Origin of the sequence: Limnohabitans sp. (assembly GCF_040401495.1) — a bacterium.
In the GTDB taxonomy this organism is placed as follows: Bacteria; Pseudomonadota; Gammaproteobacteria; order Burkholderiales; family Burkholderiaceae_C; genus Limnohabitans.
In genome coordinates, this window is the sequence record NZ_JBBAOI010000003.1 from 154,739 (window position 1) to 180,563 (window position 25,825).

The following is a 25,825-nucleotide window of genomic DNA, read 5'->3' on the forward strand; positions in this document are numbered from 1 at the left end:
CCTGCAGACGCAATATTAGCCTATCTTGATGTTGCTTTGGATAACAAGGTCTTGGGTGGGGGTATGCTCAGTCAGACTGGGGTGCTGCTGCACCTGCTCATCTGTGCGCCCAAAACGGCGCACACGCTGGCCATACCATTTCAAGGCTTTGGCCAAAGCAGCGTCATCAAAATCGGGCCAATGCAGGTCGGTGAAATAAAGCTCTGTATAAGCGGTTTGCCAAAGCAAGAAGTTGCTGATGCGCGACTCCCCACCTGTGCGTATGAGCAACTCGGGGTCGGGTAATTCAGAAGTGCTCAAGTGCGCAGCAAGGCCCGCGGGGTCTAAGTCTTGCAGCGATCGATCGGGATGGGCTGCTTGCCATGCGCGTACTGCCGTCAAAACATCCCATTGCCCTCCGTAATTGGCTGCAATCGTTAAGTTCAAACCTGTGTTGTGGGCAGTATCTTGCTCGGCTTGGTCGATGCGAGATTGCAACAGTGGCGCAAACGCGCTGCGGTCGCCAATCACGCGAAGACGAATACCTGCCGCTTTCATTTCAGCCACTTCAGACTCAAGGTATTGCAAAAACAAGCCCATCAAGGCCGACACCTCATTTGGCGGGCGACGCCAGTTTTCCGAGCTAAACGCAAACAAGGTGAGGTAAGGTAAACCCATGGCGTGGGCGGCCTTGACGATATGGCGAACATTGGCGGCACCCCGCGCATGGCCAACAGTACGCGGCATCAAACGCTTTTTGGCCCAGCGGCCATTGCCGTCCATGATGATCGCAATATGCTGTGGATGCGTGTTCATGCTCAGATGGTCACAGGGAACAAATGCTGCGAGTCCACGCTAACCAAATGCTGTTTGCTCATCAGATCCACCAGCACCATGGCGCGTAACTCGCCATCGGATTGTTGATAGACAGCGTCCAAGCCTTTGAGGGGGCCATCAATCATGCGCACCGCTTGGCCGGGTTGCAAAAGTTTTTCTGGTGCCCGTTCAGGCATGTTGCGCAAGGCTTGGATTAAATCGTCCGACATGGGTGCAGGGCGATTGCCAAAACTCACCAAACGGCTCACCCCAAGGGTGGAGCGAATAGGCGTCCAGTTGGTGTGCTCCATGTCCAAACGAATGAACAAATAACGGCTGAACATGGGCTCGATCACCTCGGCGAGTCGGCCTCGGCGCAATTTTTCTATGGTGATCAAAGGCAACCAAGCTTCATAGCCTTGGTTTTGCAGGTTTTCCAAGGCGCGTTGTTCTTGCTTGGGTCGGGAATGGACGGCGTACCACAACATGGATTCAGGGTATTTCTCTGTAAGTTTGACAATTGTAGGGGTTTAATATTCCAGCCAGAGGTTGGACTATGATGAATTTTCACTCCCCAAGGAACCACCATGGCCAGCACCCCCCCTGAATTTGACCCCCAGCAAATGAGCCAGCGCATGAAAGACTCGGCTCAGCACATTTGGCTGGCAGGTTTGGGCGCTTTTGCCAAAGCCCAAGAAGAAGGCACCAAGGCATTTGAAAACTTGGTCAAAGAAGGCTCACACTTGCAACAAACCACCCAACAAGCCCAAGCCAAAATGGCCGAGGCTGCTGAAAAAGTGGGGCAAATGGCGAGCCAAATGGGGCAAAGCGCCAGTGGTCAGATGGACAAACTGGAAAGCATTTTTGAAGAAAGGGTTGCCAAGGCTTTGAAAAGCATGGGTCTGCCCAGCGCACAAGATTTGGCCGATTTGCAAGCGCGGGTAGCGCAGTTAGAGAAACAATTGGCCGAGCGCAAAAGCTGATACGCCATGGCCAGCAAAGCGCCGCGACAAACCGCCGAGCGCATTGTGGCCAGCGCTTTGGGCTTGTTCAACCGCTTTGGCGAGCCCAATGTGGCTGCCACCATGGTGGCAGCCGACCTCGGGATCAGCCCCGGCAATTTGTACTACCACTACCCAGGCAAGGAAGACATCGTCAACCACCTATTTGGCAAGTACCAACACGACTTGCAAGCCTTGCTATCTGCTGCGCAAGACGTCAAAGACTTGGAGGACGCTTGGTTTTTCATGCATTCGCTGTTCGAGTTGGTGTGGCGCTATCGGTTTTTGTACCGTGACTTGAACGATTTACTCAGCAAATACCGACAGCTTGAGCAGCAGGTCAAAGAGGTGCTGGCGGACAAACACAAAGCTTTTTTAATTTTGCTCGGGCGTTTGAGTGACAAGGGCTGGCTGACTCAAAACCTGACTGAGCGAGACAGCAGCGCCACGCAAATGCTGGTGATGCTGACCTGGTGGCTGAGCTATGAATACGTGCGCGACCCGCGCCATGCGCTGGAAGACACCAATGCCCAAGGCGGTGTGTCACGCGGCGCGCAGCAGGTGCTGGGCTTGTTACTGCCCTATTTGCAAGCCCAACCCAAAGCACAGCTGCTGGCTTTGCTGCAGATGTACGATGCGCCGCCTAGCGCCTGAGTGGCTATTTAAGCTGGCGCTAAAAACTGCTCGACCATGCGCACCCAGACCGTGCCGCCCAAAGGAATCAGGTCGTCATTGAAGTCGTAGCTGGGGTTGTGCAAGGTGCAGGGGCCACCGCCATGTCCCATTTCGCGGTGCTGACCTTCGCCATTGGCGATGAAGAAATAGGTGCCGGGTTTTTCCAGCAACATATAAGAGAAGTCTTCCGATCCCATGGTGGGCTCTTGCGCGAGCACGTTGTCCGCGCCCACGATGCCTGCCAACACTGAGCGGGTGAAATCTGCCTCTTTGGGGTGGTTGATGGTGGGGGGATAGTTGCGCACAAAGGCAAATTCGCAGGTGGCTTCGTGGGCTGCGCTGACATGCTCGGCGATGGTGCGCATGCGTCGCTCGATGAGGTCGAGCATCTCCACCGTGAAGGTGCGTACCGTTCCTTGCAGCTCGCAGCTGTTGGCCACCACATTGGTGGCGTCACCCGCGTGGATCATGGTGACCGAAATGACGCCAGCATCGATGGGCTTCAAATTGCGCGACACAATGGTTTGGAAGGCTTGCACCATCTCGCAGGCGATGGGCACAGGATCAATACCGTTATGAGGCAAAGCGGCGTGGCAGCCTTTGCCGCAAATGGTGATTTTGAATTCATTGCTGGAGGCCATCACCGGCCCCGCGCTGACCGCCAAAGTGCCCACGGGCATGCCAGGCCAGTTATGCAAGCCGAACACCGCGTCCACGGGGAACTTTTTAAACAGGCCGTCTTTGATCATCTCTCTAGCGCCACCACCCCCTTCTTCTGCGGGTTGGAAGATCAACACCACGGTGCCATCGAAGTTTTTGTGTTTAGCCAAATGCTGGGCTGCTGCCAACAGCATGGCGGTGTGGCCGTCGTGGCCGCAAGCGTGCATCTTGCCGGGATGTTTGCTGGCGTGGGCGAAGGTGTTGGCTTCATTGACGGGCAGTGCGTCCATGTCGGCACGCAGGCCGATGCTGCGTTTGCTGTTGCCGTTTTGGATGACACCCACCACGCCGGTGGTGCCCATGCCACGGTGCACCTCAATGCCCCATTCGGTCAGCTTGCCCGCCACCACATCAGAGGTTCGCTGCTCCTGGAAGCACAGTTCGGGGTGGGCGTGTATGTCGCGGCGCACAGCGATGATGCTGGCCGCTTCGGTAGCGATGGAGTCAAGCAGTTTCATAAGTTCACCCTCAGTATTTGGCTTGGGGAATCAGTCTACCCGATCAGAAATTCCCGTCCTTGCGAGGGGCGTAGCCCAAAAGCTATCAACGTCATTGCGAGCGCAGCGAAGCATCCCCTGTCATTGCGAGCGCAGCGAAGCATCCCCTGTCATTGCGAGCGCAGCGAAGCAATCTAGCGCCGCGTGCCGCAGGGAGATTGCTTCGCTGCGCTCGCAAAGACGGGAAGTTTGCTTCGCTGCGCTCGCAATGAAGGGTTAAACCATGCAAAATGCAACCATGACCACCACCATCTTGGGCGCCTGCCCCCACGACTGCCCCGACACCTGCTCCTTGCTGACCACCGTGAAAGATGGCGTCGCAATCAAGGTGCAAGGCAACCCTAACCACCCACTGACCGACGGCGTGCTGTGCACCAAGGTTTCACGCTACACCGAGCGCACCTACCACCCTGACCGCGTTTTGCATCCTTTGAAACGCGTGGGCCCCAAAGGCAGTGGCCAGTTCCAGCAGGTTAGCTGGGATGACGCTTTGAGCGATATCGCACAACGCCTGAAAACCATTGCCCACAAAACACCAGAGCGTATCCTGCCGTATAGCTATGCCGGCACCATGGGCATGGTGCAAGGCGAATCCATCGCCATGCGGTTTTTCAATCTGCTGGGTGCGGCCAAACTCGACCGCACAATTTGCTCCAGCGCTGGCGGCGAAGCCTTGGCCCAAACCTTTGGCAGCAAGGTGGGCATGAAGGTGCAGCATTTCGCTGAGTCCAAACTTATCCTCATCTGGGGCAGCAACGTCATCACCAGCAGTGTGCATTTTTGGCGCATCGCCCAAGAGGCTAAACGCCAAGGTGCCAAACTGGTGTGCATAGACCCCAGGCGTACCGAAACCGCTGACAAATGCGATGTGCATCTGGCCCTCAAACCCGGCACCGACGCTGCGCTGGCCTTGGGGCTGATGCATGAACTCATCACCCACGACTGGCTGGACCACGACTACATTGCACAGCACACTGTGGGTTTCGAGGCCTTGCGCGAACGCGCCTTGCAATGGACGCCCGAACGAACGGCTCAAGTGTGCGGTTTGAAGGCAGAAGACGTGCGCCAACTCGCCCACGACTACGCCCACATCAAGCCTTGCGCGATTCGCTTGAACTATGGCGTGCAGCGCTCGCACGGTGGCGGTAACGCAGTTCGGGCTGTGGCTTGTCTACCCGCCTTGACGGGCGCTTGGCGCCACCGCGCTGGCGGTGTGGTGCTCAGTGCATCCGGCCACGCCCTGCACAATGGAGCGGCGCTGCAGCGTCATGATCTGCACACTAACACCCAAGCACCGCTCGTCAATATGAGCACCATAGGCGAGGCCTTGAACACGCCCGACTTGGTGCAAGCCGTGGTGGTCTACAACAGCAACCCAGTGGCGGTGGCACCTGAATCAGCCAAGGTCGTCAAAGGCTTTGCGCGTGAAGATTTGTTCACCGTGGTGCTAGAGCACTTCATGACCGACACCGCCGACCACGCCGACTATGTGTTGCCCGCCACCACGCAGCTTGAACATTGGGACATTCACAACAGCTATGGCCACACCGACATGGTGCTTAATCGCCCCGCCATCGCGCCCATGGGTGAGGCCAAAACCAACACGCAGATTTTTCGAGAACTGAGCACACGCATGGGCATGGACAGCCCTTTGCTGCAAGAGGACGACCAAAGCCTGTGCCGCTTGGCGCTGCAAAATCCACGCAACCTGCAAAGTGCATCGCCGGTCACTTGGGATGCCTTGTTAAAAGATGGTTTTGCCCATTGGCCCGTGGCAGATGCGCCATTTGCAAACGGTGGTTTTCCCACAGCCTCTGGCAAGTGCGAATTCTTCAGCGAACGCTTGGCTTCGCAGGGCTTGGACGGCCTACCTGACTACCTGCCCAACTACGAACCCGCCAACCCCCAAGCCGCCTACCCGCTGGCGATGATTTCTCCACCTGCGCGCAACTTTTTGAACTCCAGCTTTGTGAATATCAAAAGCCTGCGTGACATGGAGGGTGAACCGCTTCTTGAAATTCACCCTGATGACGCTGCAACGCGGCAGGTCAAAGACGGCGCCATGGTGCGGGTTTTCAATGACCGCGGCAGTTACGAATGCAAGGCTCAAATCACCACCCGCGCCCAAGCGGGCATGGTGGTAGGACTGGGGATTTGGTGGCGCAAACTGGGCTTGGATGGCAAGAACGTCAACGAACTCACCTCGCAACGCCTGACAGACATGGGCCGCGCACCCGTGTTCTACGACTGCGCGGTTCAGGTCGAAACTTTGGCGGCTTAACGCGCAGCGACTGCCGCCAAACGCTGGGCGGCTATTTCGCGCAGGCCATCAAAAATCAAACCGTCGATCAACTCGCAGCTGACCGACATGCTGGGTGCCATCTTCCAACCCGCACCACCCGTCATATAGCAAAGCGGCTCGGCGTGGCAATGCGCCCGAACATGTTGCACCATGCGCTCGACCGCGCCGGCAATGGCAAAAGTGCCGCCACTGGTGAGCGCATCGCTGGTGTTGGTGGGAAAAGCGCGGACTTCGCCAGTGGGCACACGCAAGCCCGCGGTGCCCGACTCCAAGGCACGAAGCATGATGCCGTGGCCAGGCAAAATCAAACCGCCCAAAAATTCACCCTCGGCAGAAATCGCCTCCACCGTGACCGCGGTGCCGACCATCACCACCACCATGGGTTGCGCGACAGTTTCTGCGGTTTGCGCCCGCATATGGGCCAAAGCGCCGATCATGGCAACCCAGCGGTCTGCCCCTAGCCGTGCGGGGTGGTCATAGCCGTTCACCAAGCCGGCTTCTTTGGCGGACGACACCACCCAATGCGGCGTCAAGTCCCACAACTCCAACTGTTCTTCCACGCGACGGCGCACCGCTTCACCCGCCACGATGCAGCCCAACATACTGTCTGGCACGGGTAAGCTACCCCAGTCATCGTCAGCGAGTTTGTCGATGTTTTCCAAAAACACCGCGCCCTGCGCGAGCAACTGCGCATGGGGGTGAGGGGCGTCGTACATCGCCCATTTCAAGCGGGTGTTGCCTACGTCAAGTGCGATGAATGCCATACAAAGAATGCCCAAGCAGCAAAGGGCAAGATGTTAACCATCTCCAAAACCCAAGAGTCTTAGCAAAATGCGTTGTGTCAAATAGCAGGCCGCTGCACGGGGTAGCAAGCTTGCAAAGCCTGTGCCGCTTGAAGCAGCTTTGCATCGCCAAACATAGTGCCCACCAACTGCACGCCCATGGGCAAGCCCTGCGATGAGAGTCCACACGGCAGGCTGATGGCCGGTTGCTGGCTGAGGTTGAAGGGGTAGCTAAAGGGTGTCCAGCCCAACATGGCAGCCGAGTTCATGGCGCTGTGGCCTGCTGGCAAGGCTTTGAAGGCAGTCACAGCGGTGCTGGGTGTCAGTATCAGGTCAAAGCGCTGCATGAACTGGCGCAACTGCGAGCCCAACATACCCCGGCGCTGGTTCAGCGTATGAATGGCATTGGCATCGAACTTGGCACCCAACTCGGCTTGTGCTTTGAAGTCGGGGTCGGTGACAGCCTGTTGCGCAGGGCTTAAGGTTTGCCACACTTGGTACGCACCGGCAAACCACAATCCGGTGGTGATGTCCAAGGGGTCTTCGGTCAGTGGGTCGACCTGCTGCACCACCGCACCCAAGTCCTGCAAATGCTTGGCTGCTTGGGCGGTGGCGGCGGCAATCTCGGGGTCCACATTTTTGGCGTAACCCAAGGTGGGCGAATACGCCACTCGCCAACCCTTGACGCCACCCTGCAAGCCCGCCAGATAGTTCACACCGTCAAAGGGCAGCGAGGTCCAGTCGCGGGCATCGGGCAAAGCGATGGTGTTCATCAACAGCGCCACATCCTCTGCCGTCATGGCGTGAGGCCCTAAATGTGCGACCGAGCCAAAAGGCGACAAGGGATAGGCTGGTACGCGGCCAAAGCTAGGCTTCAAGCCCACGTTGCCGCAAAACGAGGCGGGAATGCGCACACTGCCCGCGCCATCGGTGCCCATGGCCAAAGGCCCCAAGCCAGCACTCACCGAAGCGGATGCGCCACCCGATGAGCCGCCTGGGGTGTGCTCAAGGTTCCAGGGGTTGCGGCTGATGCCTGTTAACAGCGAATTGGTTTCGCCCTTGCAGCCAAACTCGGGCGTGGTGGTTTTGCCCAACAACACCGCCCCAGCTTCGCGCAAGCGTGCGGTCACCGGCGCATCCACCTCCCAAGGCTGATCGGGGTTAACGGTTTGGCTGCCACGCAAAGTGGGCCAACCTTGGGTGAGGATCAGGTCTTTGATGGACAGGGGCACGCCGTCCAAGGCCAAGACAGCCGTGCCACTGTGGCGGTGCGCTTGCCAACGTGCCTCGCTTTGGCGGGCGCTGGCCATGGCAGCGGTTTCATCCACCAAGCAATAGGCGTTGAGCAGGGGGTTGAGTCGTGCGATGCGCTGCAACACCGCTTGCGTGGTCTGTACGGGAGAAGCCTCGCCGCTGCGGTAAAGACCTAACAGTTGTGTGGCAGTGCATTGGGTCAGGTCAGACATACAAGAGACTCCTTCAGGCGCTGGTACGGGTGCGTGAACTGAGTTTGCGCCAAGGCAAATCGGCGGGGTCGGCGGCCATGGGACCTGACGCCTTGGCCACCAGCACATGGCTGGCGATGGGCTGAAAATCGGCACGGAAATGGTTGGAGCTTTTGAGCACAATGAGCTTCATGGCCTCTGGGGTGATGCCCACACAGCGCAACATTTCTCGGTCAAACAACTGCGCTTTGCCGCTGACCACCGCCACCAATACGCCATCGATAGCCAGACAAGCACTCGCGCCCAATTGGCTGGTCATGCCGCGCATCATCGGGCCTTTCAACACGCAACGGCCATCGCTGATGGCCAGTACCTTGGCGCGAACCGCCAGCGGTGCATCACTCATGCCCGCATAGGTAGGCACGGACACGCCCAGCACCACGTCGATCTCAGCGCCTACACCAGCGCCACAAGCGATGGTTGCTACCTCAGGGTGGTACAGCAAGCCCAAAGCCACGGCGTTGGGGTAGCGCTTGCCAGCACCTTGTTGCAGCAAAGCGTGCAGCATGCCAGTGGTGTTGCTGTCGCCCCCCGCACCTGGGTTGTCTTGGGTATCGGCAATCAACACGGGCCGCTCGTGCTGAGCCGCCAAGGCCAAGGCTTGCGTGACCGCTTCGCGAGCGGGTAAAAAATCCATGCGCCACTGCGCGGGAGTAGAGGCCAAGGCGTTCAAAGCCTCTGCCGCAGCATTCGCCTCCAAGGGCTCTGCGCCATAAGCCCACAGCACCGGCCCACATTCCTCAAAGTCGGCGGCGGGAAAACCCATGCAAAAACTCAGTACACCAGCGTATTCACGATCGATATCGGCCATGGCAGCGTAAATGTCCTTGGCGGGTTGCAACCAAGTCGACTGCGCATTGAGCGAAACCAAATACGGCAAGCGGTGTACCGCCAAGGCCTCGCGCCGACCCAATCGCAAACGCCTTTGCAGCAAGTCGGCAGCACGCTCTCCCGTCTCGGCCATGTCGATGTGGGGGTAGGTACGGTAGGCCACCAAAGCATCGCTAAGCGTCAACATGCGCTGGGTAACGTTGGCATGCAAGTCAAGGCTTGCCACCACGGGCATGTGTTCGCCGACCAAAGCGCGTACACGCGCGAGCAATTCGCCTTCGGCGTCATCGGCGTGTTCGGCCACCGCGGCGCCGTGCAAATCGAGGTAGACCGCGTCCACGCCTTGCGACAGCGCTTGCTTCAAGTCGTGCAGGATGTCGCCAGCGATGCGCTCAAACGCATCACGTGTCACAAAAGAAGACGGACTGGCACCCGCCCACACCGAGGGCCACAATTGCCAACCATGGCGCTTGGCAGCGTCTATAAAGCCGCCCACCGGAATGTTCACGCCGGTGAACTGCGCTTGCATCGCTTGGCCGCGGATATAAGCCGGAAACGCATCGCCTCGGTTAAACGCGGCCCAATCAGCCAAGCTGGGTGCAAAGGTGTTGGTCTCGTGCTGAAACCCTGCGATGAACACGGTGGTCATGACGCAATCCCTGGAGCGCTTGCCATCAATGCCCGTGTGTAAGTGTGTTGAGGTTGTGAATACAACGTAGCAGTGTCGCCACGCTCGACGATCTGCCCTTGGTGCATGACGATGACGCTGTCACACAACTGCGCAGCCACCCGCAAATCATGGGTGATGAACAGCAGGCCTAAGCCAAACTGCTGCTGCACTTGGCGCAGCAGTTGCAGAATTTGCGCTTGCACCGATACATCCAAAGCACTGACCGCTTCGTCGGCCACCAAAACCTGCGGCCTGCAAGCCAAGGCACGGGCGATGGCGATGCGCTGACGCTGCCCGCCGCTGAACTGGCGCGGATAGCGGGCCATGGCTTGCACGGGAAGTTGCACTTGCTGCAAGAGTTGCTCGGTCAAAGCTTTGGCCTCAGTCGCACCCATGCCAAAGTTGCAAGCGCCTTCGACCAGCGACTCACCCACCGTCATGCGCGGATTAAGCGATCGGTTGGGGTCTTGAAACACCACTTGCACACGGTGACGCAAAGGACGCAAACGAGCTTCAGGCAAAGTGGCAATTTCATCTTCGCCCCAAAAAATCTCGCCGCTGCTGGGGTCAATCAAACGCAACACACACCGCGCCAAAGTGGATTTACCCGAACCCGACTCACCCACAATGCCAACGGTTTCACCTGATCGCAGCGCCACGCTGGCGTCGTGCAAAGCGCGGTTGGTGTCATAGGTTTTGCCAACCGCCACGGCCCGCAGCAAGGCTGGCGTGTCAGCGATGTGACGAGCAGGGGGCGGCGTCATACTGGGCACGGCCGCCAACAACGCTTGGGTGTAGGACGCTTGCGCAGAACGCAGCACTTGATCGCGGCTGCCGAGCTCGACCGCCACGCCACGGTGCATCACCAGCACTTGGTCTGCAATGTCGGCCACCACGCCCATGTCATGGGTGATGAACAGCACAGCGCTGCCCGTCTCTTGCTGCAAAGTTTGTATGAGCTGCAAGATGTCTTTTTGGGTGGTGACGTCTAGCGCAGTGGTGGGTTCGTCACAAATGAGAAGCGCCGGCTTCATCACCATGGCCATGGCAATGACAATGCGTTGGCGTTGCCCACCGCTGAGCTGATGCGGGTAGCTGTGCCACATACGTTCAGGATCGGGCAAACGCACCTGCGCCAGCATGTCCAAGACCGCACGGCGGCGCTGCTGGACCGACCAATCGGTGTGGGTTCGCAGCAGTTCATCGATTTGCTCGCCGCAGCGCATCACGGGGTTAAGTGCGGTCATCGGCTCTTGAAACACCATGCCCATGGCGCGTCCACGCAAGGCACGCAAACGTGCCTGACTGGCGTCCAGCAAAGACTCGCCAAGCAACTGAACTGAGCCGCCCGATACTTTCAATTCACCGTCCAGCAAGCCCATGACGGTGGTGGCCAGCACCGATTTACCCGAGCCTGATTCTCCGACCACGCACAAAGTTTGCCCCGCAGACAACTTTAGGCTGATGTCTTGCAATGCCATGGGCCTGTCCGCACCGCTGGGCAGCGCCACACTTAAGTTGTCAACCAGCAAAACGGGTTGCGTCATCAGCCCACCCGCTTGGCGAATTTGGGGTCGAGCACATCGCGCAAGCCGTCCCCCAACAAGTTGATCGCCAACACCGTGGGCACTAAGAACATGGCGGGGAACAAAACATTGCCCGGCTGCTGGCTAAACTGCACCCGACCCTCGGCCATGATGTTGCCCCAAGTAGGTACATCAGGGGGCAGGCCCAACCCTAAGAAACTCAAAATCGCCTCGGTCAGCACGGCGGAGGCCGCCACAAACGTGCCTTGTACCAACAAGGGTGCCATGGCATTGGGCAGAATATGACGCCACAAAATAACAGGCGTGGGTGTGGCCAAAGCGCGAGCAGCTTCCACATACGGTTCTTCGCGCAAGGTCAGCACCAAGGAGCGCACCAAGCGGGTGACACGCGGCACCTCAGGTATTGCGATGGCAATGACCACTGTGGCTACATTGGCACCCAAAGCCGCCACCAAGGCAATTGCCAACAGCACCGCAGGAATGGCCATCAAGCCGTCCATAAAGCGCATCAGAAACATATCGACTTGGCGAAAGTAACCCGCCAACATGCCGCACAAGCCCCCCAAGCCCAGCGCCAAGATGGCAGTGGCAATACCCACCACCAAGGAGATGCGACTGCCAAACAGCACACGGCTGTAAATATCGCGGCCAAAGTTGTCCGTGCCCAACCAAAACGTGTGCGCCACCGCTTGGCCGTCGGGCAGTGCAAAGTCACCCGCCACGCCAGCGGCTTTGTTGATGTGGTTGGCGTCCATCGCAGCGGGGTCCACTGTCCCCAGCCAAGGCGCGAGCAAGGCGACCGCCACCATGAAGGCCAGCACCGCCACGCCAAAGCGCACCGAACCGTGGTCCCATAAACGACGTTGCAAGGTGGCCATCAGTGACGAATCCTGGGGTCTAACAACACATAGCTTAGGTCGACCAGCAAATTGATGAACACATAGCTGCACGAAAAAAATAGCACCAAACCTTGGATGACCGGAAAGTCGCGGTTGAGCACTGCGTCCACCGTGAGCGAACCCAGGCCCGGGATGGCGTACACGGTCTCGGTCACCACCACGCCGCCAATCAGCAAGGCCACGCCAATGCCAATGACAGTGACGATGGGCACCGCCGCATTCGCCAAAGCGTGGCGCAACAAAACCGCCATCTCGCCAATGCCTTTGGCTCGCGCCGTGCGTATGTAGTCTTCGCTCAAAGCCTCGGACACACTGGCTCGGGTCATGCGGGCAATCAAGGCGATGTAGATGGTGCCCAAAGTCAGCCACGGCAAGACGAGTTGGCGCAACCAGTCCCACACACTGCCCGCTTGCGCACCGAACAAGGGCTTATAGCCTTGCACCGGCAACCACTGCAAGCGAATCGCAAACACATAAATCAAACCATAGGCAATCACGAACACAGGCACCGAAAAACCTGCCACCGAAAACGCCGATAGAGACCGGTCTAGCCACCCCCCCATGCGCCATGCCGCCAAGGTGCCCAAAGGCACGGCCACACACACCGCCAGCAAAGCTGTACCCAAGGCCAAAGACAGGCTGGGCTCCATGCGTTGGGTAATGAGTTCAAGCACGGGTTTGCCTAAGTAGTAGGAGAAACCCAAATCGCCTTGCACTACCTTGCCCAGCCAAATGCCGTATTGGCTGACAAGGTTGCGGTCCAGACCCAACTGGCTTCGGATGTTGGCGATGTCTTCGCTGGTGGCGTTGTTGCCGGCAATCACCGCGGCAGGGTCACCCGGGGCTAAGCGCAAAATGAGAAACACCACCACCGACACCACCCACAGCACGGGCAGCACCGCCAGCAATCGACGCAGCAAAAAAGACGCCATCAGTTTTTGCTCAAGCCCCACATTACGGGAATGCCTGCGGTTTGCAGCATGCCACTGACATTGCTACGCAAGGCGGTGGGGTTGCGGTATTGGCCCAGCGGCGCAAAAGCCGCGGTTTCAAACACCAAGGCTTGAATTTCGGAGGCAATTTTTTTCTGCTCAGGGCCTTCATGGGCACGGGCGAATTTGGCTTTCAAGGCTTCGATACGCGGTTCGTCTTGCCAACCAAACCAGCCGGTGGCTCCCTTGGCATTGAGCATGGCACTGCTTAAAGGGCTGCCAATGTCTTGTGCGGTCCAGGTGGTGAAGAACATATTCCAGCCGCCTTGGTTGGGCGGTTCTTTTTTGGCACGGCGCGCTACCAAAGAGGCCCAGTCCATTTGTTGCAAGTCCACTTTAAAACCTGCGGCTTCTAATTGCTGTTTGGCCACCAAGGGCAGCTTGGTGATGGCGGATAAATCGGTGGGACGCATCATCACTATAGGTGTGCCGTCGTAGCCGGCTTCCTTCAACAATTCCCGCGCTTTGGCGGCGTTGGCCACACCGGTGAAGTAGCCGGTGTTCTCGTCTGCCAAGGGCGTGCCGCAAGGGTAAATGCTGCGGCAAGGTCGAACCAAGTCGGGAATGCCCACTTGCGTATTGATGAAAGCCTGCTGCCCAATGGCCAGCATGGCGGCTTGGCGAATCTTCACATTGTTAAAAGGTGCATGCAGGTGGTTAAAGCGCATGACGTACTGGTAGCCTGCGGGTGAAAAATCGTCCACCTTGACGCCAGCGGTTTTTTTCAATGACTCGTATTGCTCGAAACTGGGCTGCTCCACCATGTCGACCTCGCCAGCTTGCAGCGCATTGAACTGGGTTTGCGGGTCGCGAATGATGACCCACTCCACCCGCTCAAAATTGACGGGGCGCCCCCCTGCCAAACCGCTGGGCGCTTCTTTGCGCGACAAGTATTTGGGGTTACGCACATACACGGCCACCGAGCCGGGCTTGAACTCGTCAGCCTTGAAGATAAAGGGCCCTGAGCCAATGTGCTCCTTGATTTGCTCGGTGCCGGGTGTCGCTGCGATGCGAGCAGGCATGATGAAGGGCACATTGCTAGACGCCTTGCCCAAGGCGTCGAGCACGATGGCGCAGGGCTCTTTAAGAATAAAGCGAAAGGTGTTGGCGTCCGGGGTTTCAATCTTGTCTATGAAACTAAACAAAATACCGCCCATGGCGTCGCGGCTGGCCCAGCGCTTGAGTGACGCGGCCACGTCTTCGCTGGTGACGGTTTTGCCGTCATGAAACTCCAAACCCGCACGCAGCTTGAAAGTCCAAGTCTTGCCGTCTTTGGCGGTTGTGTAACTTTGCACCATTTGCGGCTGAATATCACCCTTGGCGTCCTCAGAGAACAAAGTGTCGTAAATCATGTAAGCATGGTTGCGCGTGACGTAGGCGGTGGTCCAGATGGGGTCAAGCACCGCCAAATTGGCGTGGGGCACAAAACGAAACACTTTGTTGGCTGGCAAGGTGTTTTGGGCTTGCGCCGACATACTCAGCCAACTCGCCGCCAAAACCACGCCCATCACTTTTAACCAACTGCGTCGCATACCCATCCCCTTGTTTGCCAAGCTACATTTAAAGCTCAATATAAGCGATTCTCTTTTTGACGGACTTCAGCATGGTTATCACCGAACTCAGCGCCAACCAACTCTCGCAAGCCATTCATGCCAAGCAAGTGTCTTGTCGCGAGGTGATGCAAGCGTATTTGCAGCGCATTGACAGCGTCAATCCGCACTTCAACGCCTTGGTCAGCCTGCAAGAACCCGCCTCGCTGTTGACACAAGCTGATGCACACGACGCAGAACTCTCCCAAGGCCACTCTCGCGGTTGGATGCATGGCTTGCCGATAGCCTTGAAGGATTTGGTGGATGTGGCGGGCATTCCCACCACTTGCGGCTCACCTTTGTTACGCAACAACATCCCCGCCCAAGACGCCTTGCTGACGCAACGCTTGAAAGCCGCAGGCGGCATCGTGATCGGCAAAACCAACACGCCCGAGTGGGGCTTGGGCTCACACACCTTCAACGATGTCTTTGGCACCACGCGCAACGCTTACAACCCCGCGTTCAGCGCGGGGGGCAGCAGCGGTGGCGCGGCCGTGGCTTTGGCGCAGCGCCTGCTGCCCGTGGCCGATGGCTCGGACTTCATGGGCAGCTTGCGCAACCCTGCCGCTTGGAACAATGTGTTTGGTCTTCGCCCCTCGCAAGGGCGGGTGCCGGCTTACCCGACCAACGATGTGTGGGTCAGCCAACTTGGCACCGACGGCCCCATGGCCAGAACTGTGAGCGACTTGGCGCAACTCTTGGAGGTGATCTCAGGTTACGACCCCAGAGCACCTTTGTCGCTGGCCAACATGCCCAAGGGGTTTGCCACCACGCTCAAGCCTGAGGCCAAGGGCTTGCGCATAGGCTGGCTGGGCGACTTGAACGGCTATTTGCCCATGCAGGCAGGCGTGCTTGAGGCTTGCGAGGATGGTCTGCGCCGTTTGGAGGGCAAGGGATGTGTGGTTGAACCCTTGAGCCTAGGCTATTCACCCGAATCTGCATGGCAAACTTGGTTGGCGTGGCGACGGGTGCTTACCGCTTCGCGCATCGCGCCCATGGTGGCCAAGGGCCGAGACCTTGTGAAGCCCGAAGCGCTGTGGGAATTTGACCAAGCAGCTGGCATGAAAGCCAGCGATTTTTTGAAGGCTAGCAACGATCGCACGGCGTTTTACCAACACATGGTGGGGCTGATGCGCCGCTTTGATGTTCTGGTCTTGCCCAGTTGTCAGGTGTGGCCTTTTGAAGCTGCGCTGCGCTGGCCTGGGCAAATTCAAACCCCCAAGGGCACGGTTCAGATGGATACCTATCACCGCTGGATGGAGGTGGTGCTGTACGCCAGTTTGGCTGGCTTGCCAGCGCTGAATGTGCCCTGCGGCTTCAATCCCCAAGGCCTGCCCATGGGCATGCAATTGATTGGCCAGCCCCAAGGGGAGCTGGCTTTACTGTCGCTTGGCTTGGCTTACGAGGAAGTGGCGGGGGATTGGTTGGCCATCAGGCCCTAACCAAGGGCAAATTAAGGTCTCTGCACCTGTCTTGACTTCGCGTTATGATTGACGTAACGTCAATTTACATACATCGGCTACTCGCCAGTAACCCTTGATAATCTTCATTTTCCGGTTCACCCCGTCACCACCATGACCGACCTGTCCGCCGAGTTCCAAGCCCTGGCCAACTACCGCCCCAAGCACAAAGTACGCTTTGTCACCGCCGCCAGTTTGTTTGACGGCCACGACGCGGCCATCAACATCATGCGCCGCATTTTGCAAGGCATGGGCGCCGAGGTCATTCACCTGGGCCACAACCGCTCGGTTGACGAGGTGGTGACGGCCGCGCTGCAAGAAGACGTGCAAGGCATTGCCATCAGCTCCTACCAAGGTGGCCATGTGGAATATTTCAAGTACATGGTCGATTTGCTGCGACAGCGCGGCGGCGCGCACATCCAGGTCTTTGGTGGCGGCGGCGGCGTGATCGTGCCCTCGGAAATTGAAGAGCTCCAGGCTTATGGCGTGACGCGCATTTTCAGCCCGCAAGACGGTCAGCGCATGGGCTTGGCCGGCATGATTGGCGAGATGATCATGCGCTGCGATCAGGACTTGAATGCACACGCACCCTCCACATTAAGCGCTATTCAAGGTGCCAGCCCTGCGGCTTGGCGTTCTTTGGCGCAACTCATCACCGCCTTGGAAAACCAAGCCGCAGGGGTCAACCCCGCTTTGCACGCCTTGCGTACCTCATTGACCAACCAAGCCTCCCAGATGCAAGTGCCTGTGGTCGGTATCACAGGAACGGGGGGTGCAGGCAAATCATCGCTGACCGATGAACTGATTCGACGCATCCGTTTGGACCAAGATGACAACCTGCGCATCGCCGTCATCTCCATCGACCCCTCGCGGCGCAAAAGTGGTGGCGCCTTGCTCGGCGACCGCATCCGCATGAATGCCATTTCTCCTTGGAATAAATTGGGGTCAGATACCAATTTATCCGAGCAGCGTGTGTTCATGCGCAGCTTGGCCACCCGCGAATTTGGCAGCGAAATCAGCGCCGCTTTGCCCGACGTGATTGCCACCGCCAAATGCGCAGGCTTTGATTTGGTGATCGTGGAAACCTCAGGCATTGGCCAAGGGGATGCGGCTATCGTGCCGCATGTGGATGTGCCCCTGTATGTAATGACGCCCGAGTTTGGTGCGGCCAGCCAACTGGAAAAAATCGACATGCTCGACTTCGCCGAGTTTGTCGCCATCAACAAGTTCGATCGCAAAGGTGCCGCCGATGCGCTGCGCGACGTGGCCAAGCAAGTGCAACGCAACAAAGAAGCATGGACCACCCCCACCGAGCAAATGCCGGTGTTTGGCACCATGGCGGCCCACTTCAATGACGACGGCGTGACCGCGCTCTACCAAGCCATGAAGCCGCGCTTGCAAGCCCTGGGTTTGAAGCTGACAGAGGGACGTTTACCGGTGGTGAAAGTGCGTCACAGCTCGCACCAAACACCCATCGTGCCCGCTGCGCGCAGCCGCTATTTGGCCGAAATCAGCGACACCGTGCGCGGCTACAAACAGCGTGCCCACAGCCAAGCGCAGCTCGCCCGCGAAATCCAACAACTGCAAGCCGCTTCAGCCATGTTGGCTGAAGGCAAACCCGGCAAACCCCGTGCCTCTGAGGCAGCTCAAGGCTTGGCCGATGAACGCCTTGGTCGTTTATTGCCCGATGCCCGCGCCCTGCTCGCCGACTGGCCGCAACTGCAACAAGACTACGCAGGCGACGAACTGGTGGTGAAGGTGCGCGACAAAGAAATCCGCACTGCACTCGTGACCAAGTCGCTCAGTGGCACCACGGTGCGCAAAGTCGCTCTGCCCCAGTACCACGACCATGGCGACGTGTTGCAGTGGTTGATGCTCGACAACGTGCCCGGCCGCTACCCCTACACCGCCGGCACTTTTGCCTTCAAGCGAGAAAACGAAGACCCCACCCGCATGTTTGCCGGCGAAGGCGATGCGTTTCGCACCAACCGCCGCTTCAAATTGTTGAGCGAAGGCATGCCTGCCAAGCGCTTGAGCACCGCTTTCGATTCTGTGACGCTGTACGGCAACGACCCCGACCTGCGCCCCGACATTTACGGCAAGGTCGGCAATTCAGGCGTGAGCATCGCCACCTTGGACGACATGAAAGCTCTCTACGACGGCTTTGACCTTTGTTTGCCCACCACCAGCGTGTCCATGACCATCAACGGCCCTGCGCCGACCATTTTGGCGATGTTCATGAACACCGCCATCGACCAAAACTTGGAAAAATTCCGCGCCGACAAGGGCTGCGAACCCAATGCTGCCGAAGCGGCAGACATCCGCGCTTGGGTGATGCAAAACGTGCGCGGCACGGTACAAGCCGACATCTTGAAAGAGGACCAAGGGCAAAACACCTGCCTGTTCTCGACCGAGTTCAGCTTGAAGGTGATGGGCGACATTGCCCAGTACTTTGTCGAGCACCAGGTGCGCAATTTCTACAGCGTCTCGATCAGCGGTTATCACATCGCTGAAGCCGGTGCCAACCCCATCAGCCAATTGGCGTTCACCCTGTCTAACGGCTTTACTTTTGTAGAGGCTTATTTGGCACGCGGCATGCACATCGACGACTTCGCGCCCAACCTGAGTTTCTTCTTCAGCAACGGCATGGACCCTGAGTACACCGTCATGGGCCGCGTGGCGCGGCGCATCTGGGCGGTGGCCATGAAAGAAAAATACGGCGCCAACGAGCGCAGCCAAAAGCTGAAGTACCACATCCAAACCAGTGGTCGCAGCTTGCATGCACAAGAGATTCAGTTCAACGATATTCGCACCACGTTGCAAGCCTTGATTGCGATTTACGACAACTGCAACTCCTTGCACACCAACGCCTTTGACGAGGCCATCACCACGCCCACCGAAGACAGCGTGCGCCGCGCCATGGCGATTCAGCTCATCATCAACCGCGAATGGGGTTTGGCCAAAAACGAAAATCCCTCTCAAGGCGCGTTCATCATTGAAGAGCTCACCCAGTTGGTGGAAGAAGCGGTGCTGTCCGAGTTTGTGGCGATTGCCGAGCGTGGTGGTGTTTTGGGTGCGATGGAGACCGGTTACCAGCGTGGAAAAATCCAAGACGAATCCATGCACTACGAAATGCTCAAGCACACCGGCGAGTTGCCCATCATTGGGGTCAATACCTTCAAGTCGCCCCATGCCAACGAAGTGCCACAAACCATTGAACTGGCTCGCTCTACCGAAGATGAAAAACAAAGTCAGTTGAAGCGCTTGAACGATTTCCATGCCCAACACGCCCTAGCAGCCCAAGCGCAGCTGGCCCGCTTGCAACAAGCGGTGTTGGACAACGCCAATGTGTTCGAGGTACTGATGGATGCGGTGCGTTGCTGCTCGCTGGGTCAAGTCACCAAGACCTTGTTTGAGGTCGGTGGACAGTACAGAAGAAATATGTAAAGTACTTAGGCTTTACCTTCTTCACCTTCTTTACCATTTTTAACCGTGCGACTAGGTTTGTACCAAGAAAAAATCATCTGGCTTGCTCTGTGTGCGCCACTGTTCGCCATGACGCATTTGGCCAACGCTTGGTTGTTTGACCATATATCCCTGTCCAACCACATCAGCTGGGTATATTTGCCGGCTTTTCTGCGTGCCGCCTATGTATTGATTTTGGGGCCTGTTTGGGGCTTTGCCGCCATTTTCTTTGGCAGCAGCTTGCTAGGTTACAGTTCTAACGAAAGCCTTGTGCAAATATTGCTCAATGCAGGTGCTTCTGCAACCAGTCCTGTGTTGGCGCTTGTGCTGTTTCAACTGCTCAAGGAGCGTGCACTGCGAATAGCCCAGCCCAGTGACTTGATACAAATGTGTTTGCTCTACGCCTTGCTCAATGCGGTAGTCCACCACTTTATATGGGCATACCAGCAACCCGAGCAATTGATGTCCGTGAGTCAATTGCCCATCATGATCGTTGGCGACTTGACGGGAGCCTTGCTGGGGGCTTTTCTCTTTACTGTGCTTCTGCGGCGGTCGGGCTTGTACCCACTGATTGAGCGCCTGTACAAAGACAAGCCCTCGTCGCCACCTTAAGAACCGCCGCGCTTGCTGCGGGATAAGTCGACGCCTAGCTGCTTGAGCTTGCGGTACAAATGGGTACGCTCTAGGCCGGTTTTTTCAGCAACACGTGTCATAGAGCCGCCTTCTTGCAAGAGATGGAACTCGAAGTAGGCTTTTTCAAATGCATCGCGGGCTTCTCGCAGTGGTTGTGACAAATCAAAGTTTTGTACCGACGCAGGTACACGAGATGCAGCGGGTTGTGCCTGCACCATGACCGAAGAAAGCGGCGGCTGCGACACTGTCTGGCTAGGGATCACACCAAGGATGGGTCGGTCAGGTACAGCCGGTTTTCGCGCCAAGCCTTGATCCACAGCTTTGAGCAGTTTTTGCATGGTGATGGGTTTTTCTAAAAACGCCAGCGCCCCAATGCGGGTGGCCTGTACAGCGGTCTCTATGGTGGCGTGGCCACTCATCATGATGACTGGCATGTTGAGCAAGCCTGTAGACGCCCATTCTTTGAGCAAGGTCACGCCGTCTGTGTCTGGCATCCAAATATCGAGCAAGACCAAATCGGGCCGTGCGGCTGCACGGGCAAGACGCGCTTGCGCTGCGTTCTCTGCCAACTCGACATGATGGCCTTCATCGTTCAAGATTTCAAACAGCAGATCGCGAATGCCGAGTTCGTCATCAACCACCAAAATTGTTGCCATATTGCTTATCGGGTCAGGTTAGGTTGCAGGGTTTGCGTTGCGAAATGATAACGATACTTGAGCACCGACTGTTTCGTCGCCCTCAAGACGGTTTTTGATCTCAATGCGAGCTTGGTGTTCATCGGCAATTTTCTTCACCACCGCTAAGCCCAAACCTGTACCGCCGGCTTTGGTGGTGACATAGGGCTCAAATGCACGTTGCAACACCGATTCGCTGAAACCACTGCCATTGTCCACAATGCGCAAACGCACCCGTTGACTGGACGCGGCTTGCTCGGTCCAGACTTGAACCATGGGTTGGGTACTGTGTGCACTGGCATCTTGTGCATTTTGAATCAAGTTGTGAACCACCTGTCGCAACTGGGCGGCATCCCCCAACACCAACGGTATGTCAGCGCGCAAATGCCAACTCACCGGCACCAAGGCATTGTCGTTGTCGTACAAGGCCATCATCTCTTGCAATAACTGGTTCAAATCCAAGGCTTGCAAACGCGCTTGTGGCAGACGACCGAAATCGCGAAACTCATTCACCAAGCGCTGCAAAGCATCGACCTGATCGACGATGGTTTTCACAGATTTATGTAGCAAGGCTTGGTCTGTGCCAACCAGCTTATCGGCCAATTTCATCTCTAGACGCTCAGCAGAAAGTTGAATAGGTGTCAGTGGGTTTTTAATCTCATGGGCCAGCCTTCTCGCCACCTCGGACCATGCTTGGGTGCGTTGGGCAGACACGATTTCAGTGATGTCATCAAACACCAACAGCCACTCTCCTTGGGGTAGCACAGCACCTCGCGCTACCAAGGTGGTGTGAAGTTGTCGCTCGGGGCCGAACTCTACAAAAGTTTGCTGTGTCTTGGTGTCGATTTCAAACGACTGCTGCCAATGATCCAAGCTACGTTGTTGTTGCTCCGACGCAAACTCGTGAAACTGCTCCATGACTTGCCTGCCAAACACTTGCAGCCCATCGATGTCGGTCAATGCTTTACCAAGATGTACCGCCAAAGGCAGTTGCAAAATGCGTGTTGCCCCTGGGTTGATAGACAAAATATGCCCTTGGGTATCGAGCAACACCACGCCTGCGGTAAGGTTATCAAGCATGGTTTGCAAATGGCTGCGAGCCAAGTTGACTTGCGCCATACTCGACTCAACCGCGCTGCGTGCCTGCGAAAGTTGATCGGTCATCTGCGCAAAGGCGCGGGTTAGACCGTCTAACTCGTCTTTGCCTTGCAAAACCGCACGTGGACTCAAGTCACCTGCCGCCACATCACGCACACCTTCGGCCAGAAGTAACAAGGGACGTGCCAGTTGATTGCCCAACAAAACTGCTAACAACACCGCACCAAACACTGCCAAAAACAAGCTTAAGGTCAGGGTGCCAATGTACATGCGCTTCAAACCATCGCGCGCCAATGCCCGCTCTTGGTATTGCCGATTCGCATCGAGAACGGCCAAGGCATTGGCCACCAGAACAGGCGGCAATTTCTTCACCACTTGCAACACGCGTCCTTGACCCTCAAGCTGAAAACCTGTAGCGGCAATTTGAACCAGCACCGTGATTCGGGGTTGTGCTGCGGAAGCAACAAGGTTGTCATCCAAGCCCTCGCTGCGCCAGCTGATGCCTTGGCTGCGCACCTGTCGCCACTCTGCAGGCGTGGGTCGCTCAGGTTGCAACTGATAGCGATCTCGGTTGGCACTGGACAAAGTCACGCCATTGCCTTTCCACAAAGTGACTTCGTTTGCGTCTAGTTGGGTGCGAATTTTTTCAAGCACCAAGGGCAAAGACTGGTCGGAGGCGCCTGCCACTTCTTGGCTGGCACTGCGCACTCTGGCAGCCAGTTCATTGGACAAGCTTTCTAAGGTTGATCGGCTTAAATTCAAACCCGCGTCTAGCGCCACCTCAACTTTGGTGTCAAACCACACCTCGATGGATCGCGTCACAAATTGGTAGGACACCGCATAAATCAGCAGACCAGGCAAGATGCCGACCAAAGCAAAAATGCTGGCCAACTTAACAAGCAAGCGACTGCCAAACTTGCCTTGCTGCAAGCGAAAGAATAAGCGCACACCAAACCAGGCGATGACTGCCAACAACAAGGCGGCGAACACCATGTTCAAGCCAAACAAGAGGCTGAAGTTTTGCTCGTAAGCCTCCCAACGCTGCGTGGCCTGTGTCAGCAAGAACAACAAGACCAATGCCATGGACACCAGAATCGTCAGACCCACCACCAACCACCATCCGCGATGCCGCAAGCCGGCCACAGGCGCAGAAGACTTCATTTAAAACTGTCTTCCTGTAGCTTCAAACTTTGGGTGTATTCCAAGCCTGAACCGCTACCTAACACGCCAAATTGCAAAGGCTGGGGTAATTGGGTGAGGTCTAGCTTGAATCGAAATTCCAAGCGCTGCTTGGTAGCTATATCAATCACTGACGCGTCCGCGATGCGCCAACGCGAAATGCGTTGAATACTTTGTAAGGCCTCGGATAAGCTTTCAAAGCTTTGGCCCAAATTCACGCCCAATCCCGTAGATTGAATCGGCTGTGCAGACACATAAACACGCCATCGCTTGGACAGCGGTTGATAGCTCAATCGCACATAACGCTCTGTGCGGCTGACCAACTTATCAGACCAGTACCAACGCTCTCGCATCACATCAGCTTGAATCACAAAACCCAGTGGTAAGCCTCGCGCCAAAGCATCTTCCAAACTTTGGGGTAGTTCAAAAGCAAGGCGGGTACTTAAATAAATGCCCTCTTCGCTGCGCTGCAAAACCAGCTCTTCAAGCTGCACAGGATTCTCAGCATTGGCCATTCCAATGCCAAATGACAGTAACAGCAACAATGCACGCAGCAGCGTCTGTGCGCGTCGCATGCACAGCCTCCAAGCTTCAGACATCAACATTGCGCTGCTCCAGCACGGCATAAAAAAATCCATCATGACCACTTGTTGCATTGTCTAGGAGGCCTGCTGGGTTTGCCGCCATACCCGGCATTAAATGACCAGGGGATGGACGCAATACCGCTTGAGTGTTGCGTGCAAGAAACGAATCAATTTGGTGTTGACCCTCATCACGAAAGACCGAGCAGGTGCAATAAAGCATGCGCCCACCAGGCGCCAGCAATGGCCACAATGCCTCGAGCAAGCGCCTTTGGTCTTTGACCAAGGCGGCAACATCGCTTTCGCGGCGCAGCAAAGGTATGTCTGGATGGCGTCTGACAATGCCTGACGCAGTGCATGGCGCATCTAGCAATATTGCGTTAAACAATTGCCCTGACCACCAAGCTGTTGTGTCTGCTACATCAGCACACACTACCTTGGCTTGTAAACCTAGGCGCAGCAAATTCTCCTGAATACGCTCACAGCGCTGGGGATCAATATCCAAGGCCCACACGTCTGCATCGGCGTATTCCAGCAAGTGTGCGGTTTTGCCACCTGGGGCAGCGCAAGCATCCAACACTTGTAACCGTTCGCCGATACGGGCTTGCAAGCCCTTGAGCAGCAAGGGGGCAGCCAGTTGGGCCGCAGTGTCTTGCACAGAACACAAACCTTGCGAAAACCCTTCTATGGCTTGAACCGGTTTGGCTTGATGCAATACCAAGCCGTCATCGCCCACCGCATCCGCCAAGATGCCTTGCGCGGACCATTGATGCTGCAAGGTTTCTCTGCTGATTTTTCGTCGATTGGCCCTTAAGCTCATGGGAGCGGCTTGTTGGCTGGCTTGCAAAATGGTTTGCCAATCGTCGGGGTAGTCGAGCTGAATCCGTTTGATCCACCACAACGGGAAATTCCATTGCGCAGGCAAACCTTGCAAGGCTTTAACCATCAGCGCCTTTTCTTCACGCAAAAACCTTCTCACACAGGCATTGATGAACGCGGCCTGCGCACGTGTCTGGGGATGGTGCTTGGCCGCTTCCACCAACTGACTCACCAAGGTATGTACGGGGTACATGGCCTCAGTACCTAGCAGCAGCAAACCCAGACCGGTGCACAACAAGGAATTGACCGGTGCAGAGGGAGGGCGCTTGACCAATAAGTCACGCACTGCTTGCGTCGTTTCCCAATGTCTCAACACCGCAAACAACAAAGCCTGCGCCGCTGGACGCAAAGTTGGGGCGACTGAACTCAAGGCTTGGCTGTGGTTTCTTCCCTCGAGAACCATTTGCAAAGCCGCTGCACAGGCTTGTAACTGGCGCCACAAGGGCGGGGCTAACTGTGCCAGTTCGTCACTGTGCGCTTGCTTCATGCCAGCGTTCGTGCAGGATGAAATTGAAAGAGTTTGGCCAATAAAGCAGCAGGGTACTGAGCAATGGCGTGGTTGTAATCTGTGATGCTGGCATTGAAGCGTTGCACTTCGGGCTGCACCAACATGTCTAGGGCCAACCAGCGCTGTTGCAAAACCTCAGGCACATTGACATAAAACGCATCAGGATGGATCAAGTCAGCCCAAGCAAGTTGCAACTCAGCACCAGCGTCTTGCAAAGCTTGCGTGCTATCGGGTTCTAGGGGATGCGTCTGCATACGTGACATGGCCACCGTCAGCAAGCCAGCCGAGACTTGCAAGCGTGTCCAAGGGTCAACTTCCAATTCGGGCAAATACGTACTGCCCCACAACTGAGGGGAGGTCGAGGCTGAAGACACAGCGTTTTGAACCACCTCTTGGTATTGCAACAGCACGGACTCTAGGGAAACAAATTGAGTACCGATAGCCGCACGCAAACGAACCAAACGGTTGTAAGCACCCAAGGACCAAAAGACCCCCAGGGCTACAAACAACCAAAACCAGCCTGACTTCAGCATGGTAGACAAA

General features: G+C 56.8%; 21 protein-coding genes. 6 read left to right on the top strand and 15 right to left on the bottom strand.

Annotated elements, in window-relative coordinates:
- Positions 1-15: 15 nt before the first annotated feature.
- Together uppS and rfaH are read right to left on the bottom strand one after the other, a co-directional pair.
- Entirely contained in the window at positions 16-795 is a 780-nt protein-coding gene (gene uppS, locus AC9UEO_RS03875) for a polyprenyl diphosphate synthase (protein WP_509530105.1), read from the bottom strand.
- A gap of 2 nt (positions 796-797) precedes the next feature.
- Positions 798-1,283, bottom strand: coding sequence for a transcription/translation regulatory transformer protein RfaH (gene rfaH / locus AC9UEO_RS03880; RefSeq protein ID WP_509530107.1), 486 nt, complete (start codon positions 1,281-1,283; stop codon positions 798-800).
- Between the two features lie 99 nt (positions 1,284-1,382).
- On the opposite strand from rfaH, the gene AC9UEO_RS03885 reads away from it, so the two are divergent.
- Entirely contained in the window at positions 1,383-1,778 is a 396-nt protein-coding gene (locus AC9UEO_RS03885) for a phasin family protein (RefSeq protein WP_509530110.1), read from the top strand.
- 6 nt (positions 1,779-1,784) lie between these two features.
- Positions 1,785-2,450 (top strand): TetR/AcrR family transcriptional regulator, encoded by a 666-nt coding sequence (locus AC9UEO_RS03890; protein ID WP_509530112.1) that lies wholly within the window; start codon positions 1,785-1,787, stop codon positions 2,448-2,450.
- Positions 2,451-2,458: 8 nt separating this feature from the next.
- Here AC9UEO_RS03890 and AC9UEO_RS03895 read toward each other — a convergent pair whose 3' ends face one another.
- On the bottom strand, positions 2,459-3,649 hold the full coding sequence (locus AC9UEO_RS03895; RefSeq protein ID WP_509530115.1) for a M20 aminoacylase family protein: 1,191 nt from the start codon (positions 3,647-3,649) through the stop codon (positions 2,459-2,461).
- Positions 3,650-3,911: 262 nt separating this feature from the next.
- Between AC9UEO_RS03895 and AC9UEO_RS03900 the strand changes: the two genes are divergently transcribed.
- The gene (locus AC9UEO_RS03900) at positions 3,912-5,969 is read left to right on the top strand and encodes a molybdopterin-containing oxidoreductase family protein (RefSeq protein WP_509530118.1); all 2,058 of its coding nucleotides are present in this window, start codon (positions 3,912-3,914) and stop codon (positions 5,967-5,969) included.
- Here AC9UEO_RS03900 and AC9UEO_RS03905 read toward each other — a convergent pair.
- The 7 genes from AC9UEO_RS03905 to AC9UEO_RS03935 all read right to left on the bottom strand — a co-directional run bounded on the left by AC9UEO_RS03905 (position 5,966) and on the right by AC9UEO_RS03935 (position 14,748).
- Entirely contained in the window at positions 5,966-6,754 is a 789-nt protein-coding gene (locus tag AC9UEO_RS03905; RefSeq protein WP_509530121.1) for a type III pantothenate kinase, read from the bottom strand. The genes AC9UEO_RS03900 and AC9UEO_RS03905 overlap by 4 nt on opposite strands.
- Positions 6,755-6,831: 77 nt before the next feature.
- On the bottom strand, positions 6,832-8,238 hold the full coding sequence (locus AC9UEO_RS03910; RefSeq protein ID WP_509530124.1) for an amidase: 1,407 nt from the start codon (positions 8,236-8,238) through the stop codon (positions 6,832-6,834).
- Positions 8,239-8,251: 13 nt separating this feature from the next.
- Positions 8,252-9,757: a M81 family metallopeptidase gene (locus AC9UEO_RS03915; RefSeq protein ID WP_509530127.1), complete on the bottom strand. Its 1,506-nt coding sequence runs from the start codon at positions 9,755-9,757 to the stop codon at positions 8,252-8,254.
- Positions 9,754-11,325 carry a dipeptide ABC transporter ATP-binding protein gene (locus AC9UEO_RS03920; RefSeq protein WP_509530130.1) on the bottom strand — a complete coding sequence of 524 codons (1,572 nt, stop codon included), beginning with the start codon at positions 11,323-11,325 and terminating at the stop codon, positions 9,754-9,756. Before AC9UEO_RS03920 ends, AC9UEO_RS03915 begins: the two co-directional genes overlap by 4 nt.
- The gene (locus AC9UEO_RS03925) at positions 11,325-12,203 is read right to left on the bottom strand and encodes an ABC transporter permease (protein WP_509530133.1); all 879 of its coding nucleotides are present in this window, start codon (positions 12,201-12,203) and stop codon (positions 11,325-11,327) included. Before AC9UEO_RS03925 ends, AC9UEO_RS03920 begins: the two co-directional genes overlap by 1 nt.
- Positions 12,203-13,156, bottom strand: a complete 954-nt coding sequence (locus AC9UEO_RS03930) for an ABC transporter permease (RefSeq protein WP_509530136.1) — start codon at positions 13,154-13,156, stop codon at positions 12,203-12,205. Before AC9UEO_RS03930 ends, AC9UEO_RS03925 begins: the two co-directional genes overlap by 1 nt.
- Positions 13,156-14,748, bottom strand: a complete 1,593-nt coding sequence (locus tag AC9UEO_RS03935) for an ABC transporter substrate-binding protein (RefSeq protein ID WP_509530139.1) — start codon at positions 14,746-14,748, stop codon at positions 13,156-13,158. Before AC9UEO_RS03935 ends, AC9UEO_RS03930 begins: the two co-directional genes overlap by 1 nt.
- A gap of 71 nt (positions 14,749-14,819) precedes the next feature.
- On the opposite strand from AC9UEO_RS03935, the gene AC9UEO_RS03940 reads away from it, so the two are divergent.
- From AC9UEO_RS03940 to AC9UEO_RS03950, 3 genes are all read left to right on the top strand, one after another.
- Positions 14,820-16,247, top strand: coding sequence for an amidase (locus tag AC9UEO_RS03940; RefSeq protein ID WP_509530141.1), 1,428 nt, complete (start codon positions 14,820-14,822; stop codon positions 16,245-16,247).
- Between the two features lie 132 nt (positions 16,248-16,379).
- Positions 16,380-19,712: a fused isobutyryl-CoA mutase/GTPase IcmF gene (gene icmF / locus AC9UEO_RS03945; protein ID WP_509530143.1), complete on the top strand. Its 3,333-nt coding sequence runs from the start codon at positions 16,380-16,382 to the stop codon at positions 19,710-19,712.
- A gap of 45 nt (positions 19,713-19,757) precedes the next feature.
- On the top strand, positions 19,758-20,342 hold the full coding sequence (locus AC9UEO_RS03950) for a hypothetical protein (RefSeq protein WP_509530145.1): 585 nt from the start codon (positions 19,758-19,760) through the stop codon (positions 20,340-20,342).
- Here AC9UEO_RS03950 and AC9UEO_RS03955 read toward each other — a convergent pair.
- The 5 genes from AC9UEO_RS03955 to AC9UEO_RS03975 are packed head-to-tail and all read right to left on the bottom strand — an operon-like array spanning position 20,339 to position 25,815.
- The gene (locus tag AC9UEO_RS03955) at positions 20,339-21,019 is read right to left on the bottom strand and encodes a response regulator (protein ID WP_509530148.1); all 681 of its coding nucleotides are present in this window, start codon (positions 21,017-21,019) and stop codon (positions 20,339-20,341) included. The genes AC9UEO_RS03950 and AC9UEO_RS03955 overlap by 4 nt on opposite strands.
- Positions 21,020-21,037: 18 nt before the next feature.
- The gene (locus AC9UEO_RS03960) at positions 21,038-23,296 is read right to left on the bottom strand and encodes a sensor histidine kinase (protein WP_509530151.1); all 2,259 of its coding nucleotides are present in this window, start codon (positions 23,294-23,296) and stop codon (positions 21,038-21,040) included.
- The gene (locus AC9UEO_RS03965) at positions 23,293-23,889 is read right to left on the bottom strand and encodes a DUF4390 domain-containing protein (RefSeq protein WP_509530154.1); all 597 of its coding nucleotides are present in this window, start codon (positions 23,887-23,889) and stop codon (positions 23,293-23,295) included. The genes AC9UEO_RS03960 and AC9UEO_RS03965 overlap by 4 nt, the downstream gene beginning before the upstream one ends.
- A 16-nt stretch (positions 23,890-23,905) precedes the next feature.
- On the bottom strand, positions 23,906-25,261 hold the full coding sequence (rsmB, locus tag AC9UEO_RS03970; RefSeq protein WP_509530157.1) for a 16S rRNA (cytosine(967)-C(5))-methyltransferase RsmB: 1,356 nt from the start codon (positions 25,259-25,261) through the stop codon (positions 23,906-23,908).
- The gene (locus AC9UEO_RS03975; RefSeq protein WP_509530160.1) at positions 25,258-25,815 is read right to left on the bottom strand and encodes a LemA family protein; all 558 of its coding nucleotides are present in this window, start codon (positions 25,813-25,815) and stop codon (positions 25,258-25,260) included. The genes rsmB and AC9UEO_RS03975 overlap by 4 nt, the downstream gene beginning before the upstream one ends.
- Positions 25,816-25,825: the final 10 nt, after the last annotated feature.

Bases quoted from the DNA above. Each gene is read 5' to 3' on its own strand.
- AC9UEO_RS03915 (WP_509530127.1), bottom strand. From the start codon at position 9,757: ATGACCACCGTGTTCATCGCAGGGTTTCAGCACGAGACCAACACCTTT.
- AC9UEO_RS03910 (WP_509530124.1), bottom strand. From the start codon at position 8,238: ATGTCTGACCTGACCCAATGCACTGCCACACAACTGTTAGGTCTTTAC.
- AC9UEO_RS03925 (WP_509530133.1), bottom strand. From the start codon at position 12,203: ATGGCCACCTTGCAACGTCGTTTATGGGACCACGGTTCGGTGCGCTTT.
- uppS (WP_509530105.1), bottom strand. From the start codon at position 795: ATGAACACGCATCCACAGCATATTGCGATCATCATGGACGGCAATGGC.
- AC9UEO_RS03955 (WP_509530148.1), bottom strand. From the start codon at position 21,019: ATGGCAACAATTTTGGTGGTTGATGACGAACTCGGCATTCGCGATCTG.
- AC9UEO_RS03965 (WP_509530154.1), bottom strand. From the start codon at position 23,889: ATGCGACGCGCACAGACGCTGCTGCGTGCATTGTTGCTGTTACTGTCA.
- AC9UEO_RS03900 (WP_509530118.1), top strand. From the start codon at position 3,912: ATGCAAAATGCAACCATGACCACCACCATCTTGGGCGCCTGCCCCCAC.
- AC9UEO_RS03890 (WP_509530112.1), top strand. From the start codon at position 1,785: ATGGCCAGCAAAGCGCCGCGACAAACCGCCGAGCGCATTGTGGCCAGC.
- AC9UEO_RS03930 (WP_509530136.1), bottom strand. From the start codon at position 13,156: ATGGCGTCTTTTTTGCTGCGTCGATTGCTGGCGGTGCTGCCCGTGCTG.
- rfaH (WP_509530107.1), bottom strand. From the start codon at position 1,283: ATGTTGTGGTACGCCGTCCATTCCCGACCCAAGCAAGAACAACGCGCC.
- AC9UEO_RS03940 (WP_509530141.1), top strand. From the start codon at position 14,820: ATGGTTATCACCGAACTCAGCGCCAACCAACTCTCGCAAGCCATTCAT.
- icmF (WP_509530143.1), top strand. From the start codon at position 16,380: ATGACCGACCTGTCCGCCGAGTTCCAAGCCCTGGCCAACTACCGCCCC.
- AC9UEO_RS03975 (WP_509530160.1), bottom strand. From the start codon at position 25,815: ATGCTGAAGTCAGGCTGGTTTTGGTTGTTTGTAGCCCTGGGGGTCTTT.
- AC9UEO_RS03920 (WP_509530130.1), bottom strand. From the start codon at position 11,325: ATGACGCAACCCGTTTTGCTGGTTGACAACTTAAGTGTGGCGCTGCCC.
- AC9UEO_RS03885 (WP_509530110.1), top strand. From the start codon at position 1,383: ATGGCCAGCACCCCCCCTGAATTTGACCCCCAGCAAATGAGCCAGCGC.
- AC9UEO_RS03895 (WP_509530115.1), bottom strand. From the start codon at position 3,649: ATGAAACTGCTTGACTCCATCGCTACCGAAGCGGCCAGCATCATCGCT.
- rsmB (WP_509530157.1), bottom strand. From the start codon at position 25,261: ATGAAGCAAGCGCACAGTGACGAACTGGCACAGTTAGCCCCGCCCTTG.
- AC9UEO_RS03935 (WP_509530139.1), bottom strand. From the start codon at position 14,748: ATGCGACGCAGTTGGTTAAAAGTGATGGGCGTGGTTTTGGCGGCGAGT.
- AC9UEO_RS03905 (WP_509530121.1), bottom strand. From the start codon at position 6,754: ATGGCATTCATCGCACTTGACGTAGGCAACACCCGCTTGAAATGGGCG.
- AC9UEO_RS03960 (WP_509530151.1), bottom strand. From the start codon at position 23,296: ATGAAGTCTTCTGCGCCTGTGGCCGGCTTGCGGCATCGCGGATGGTGG.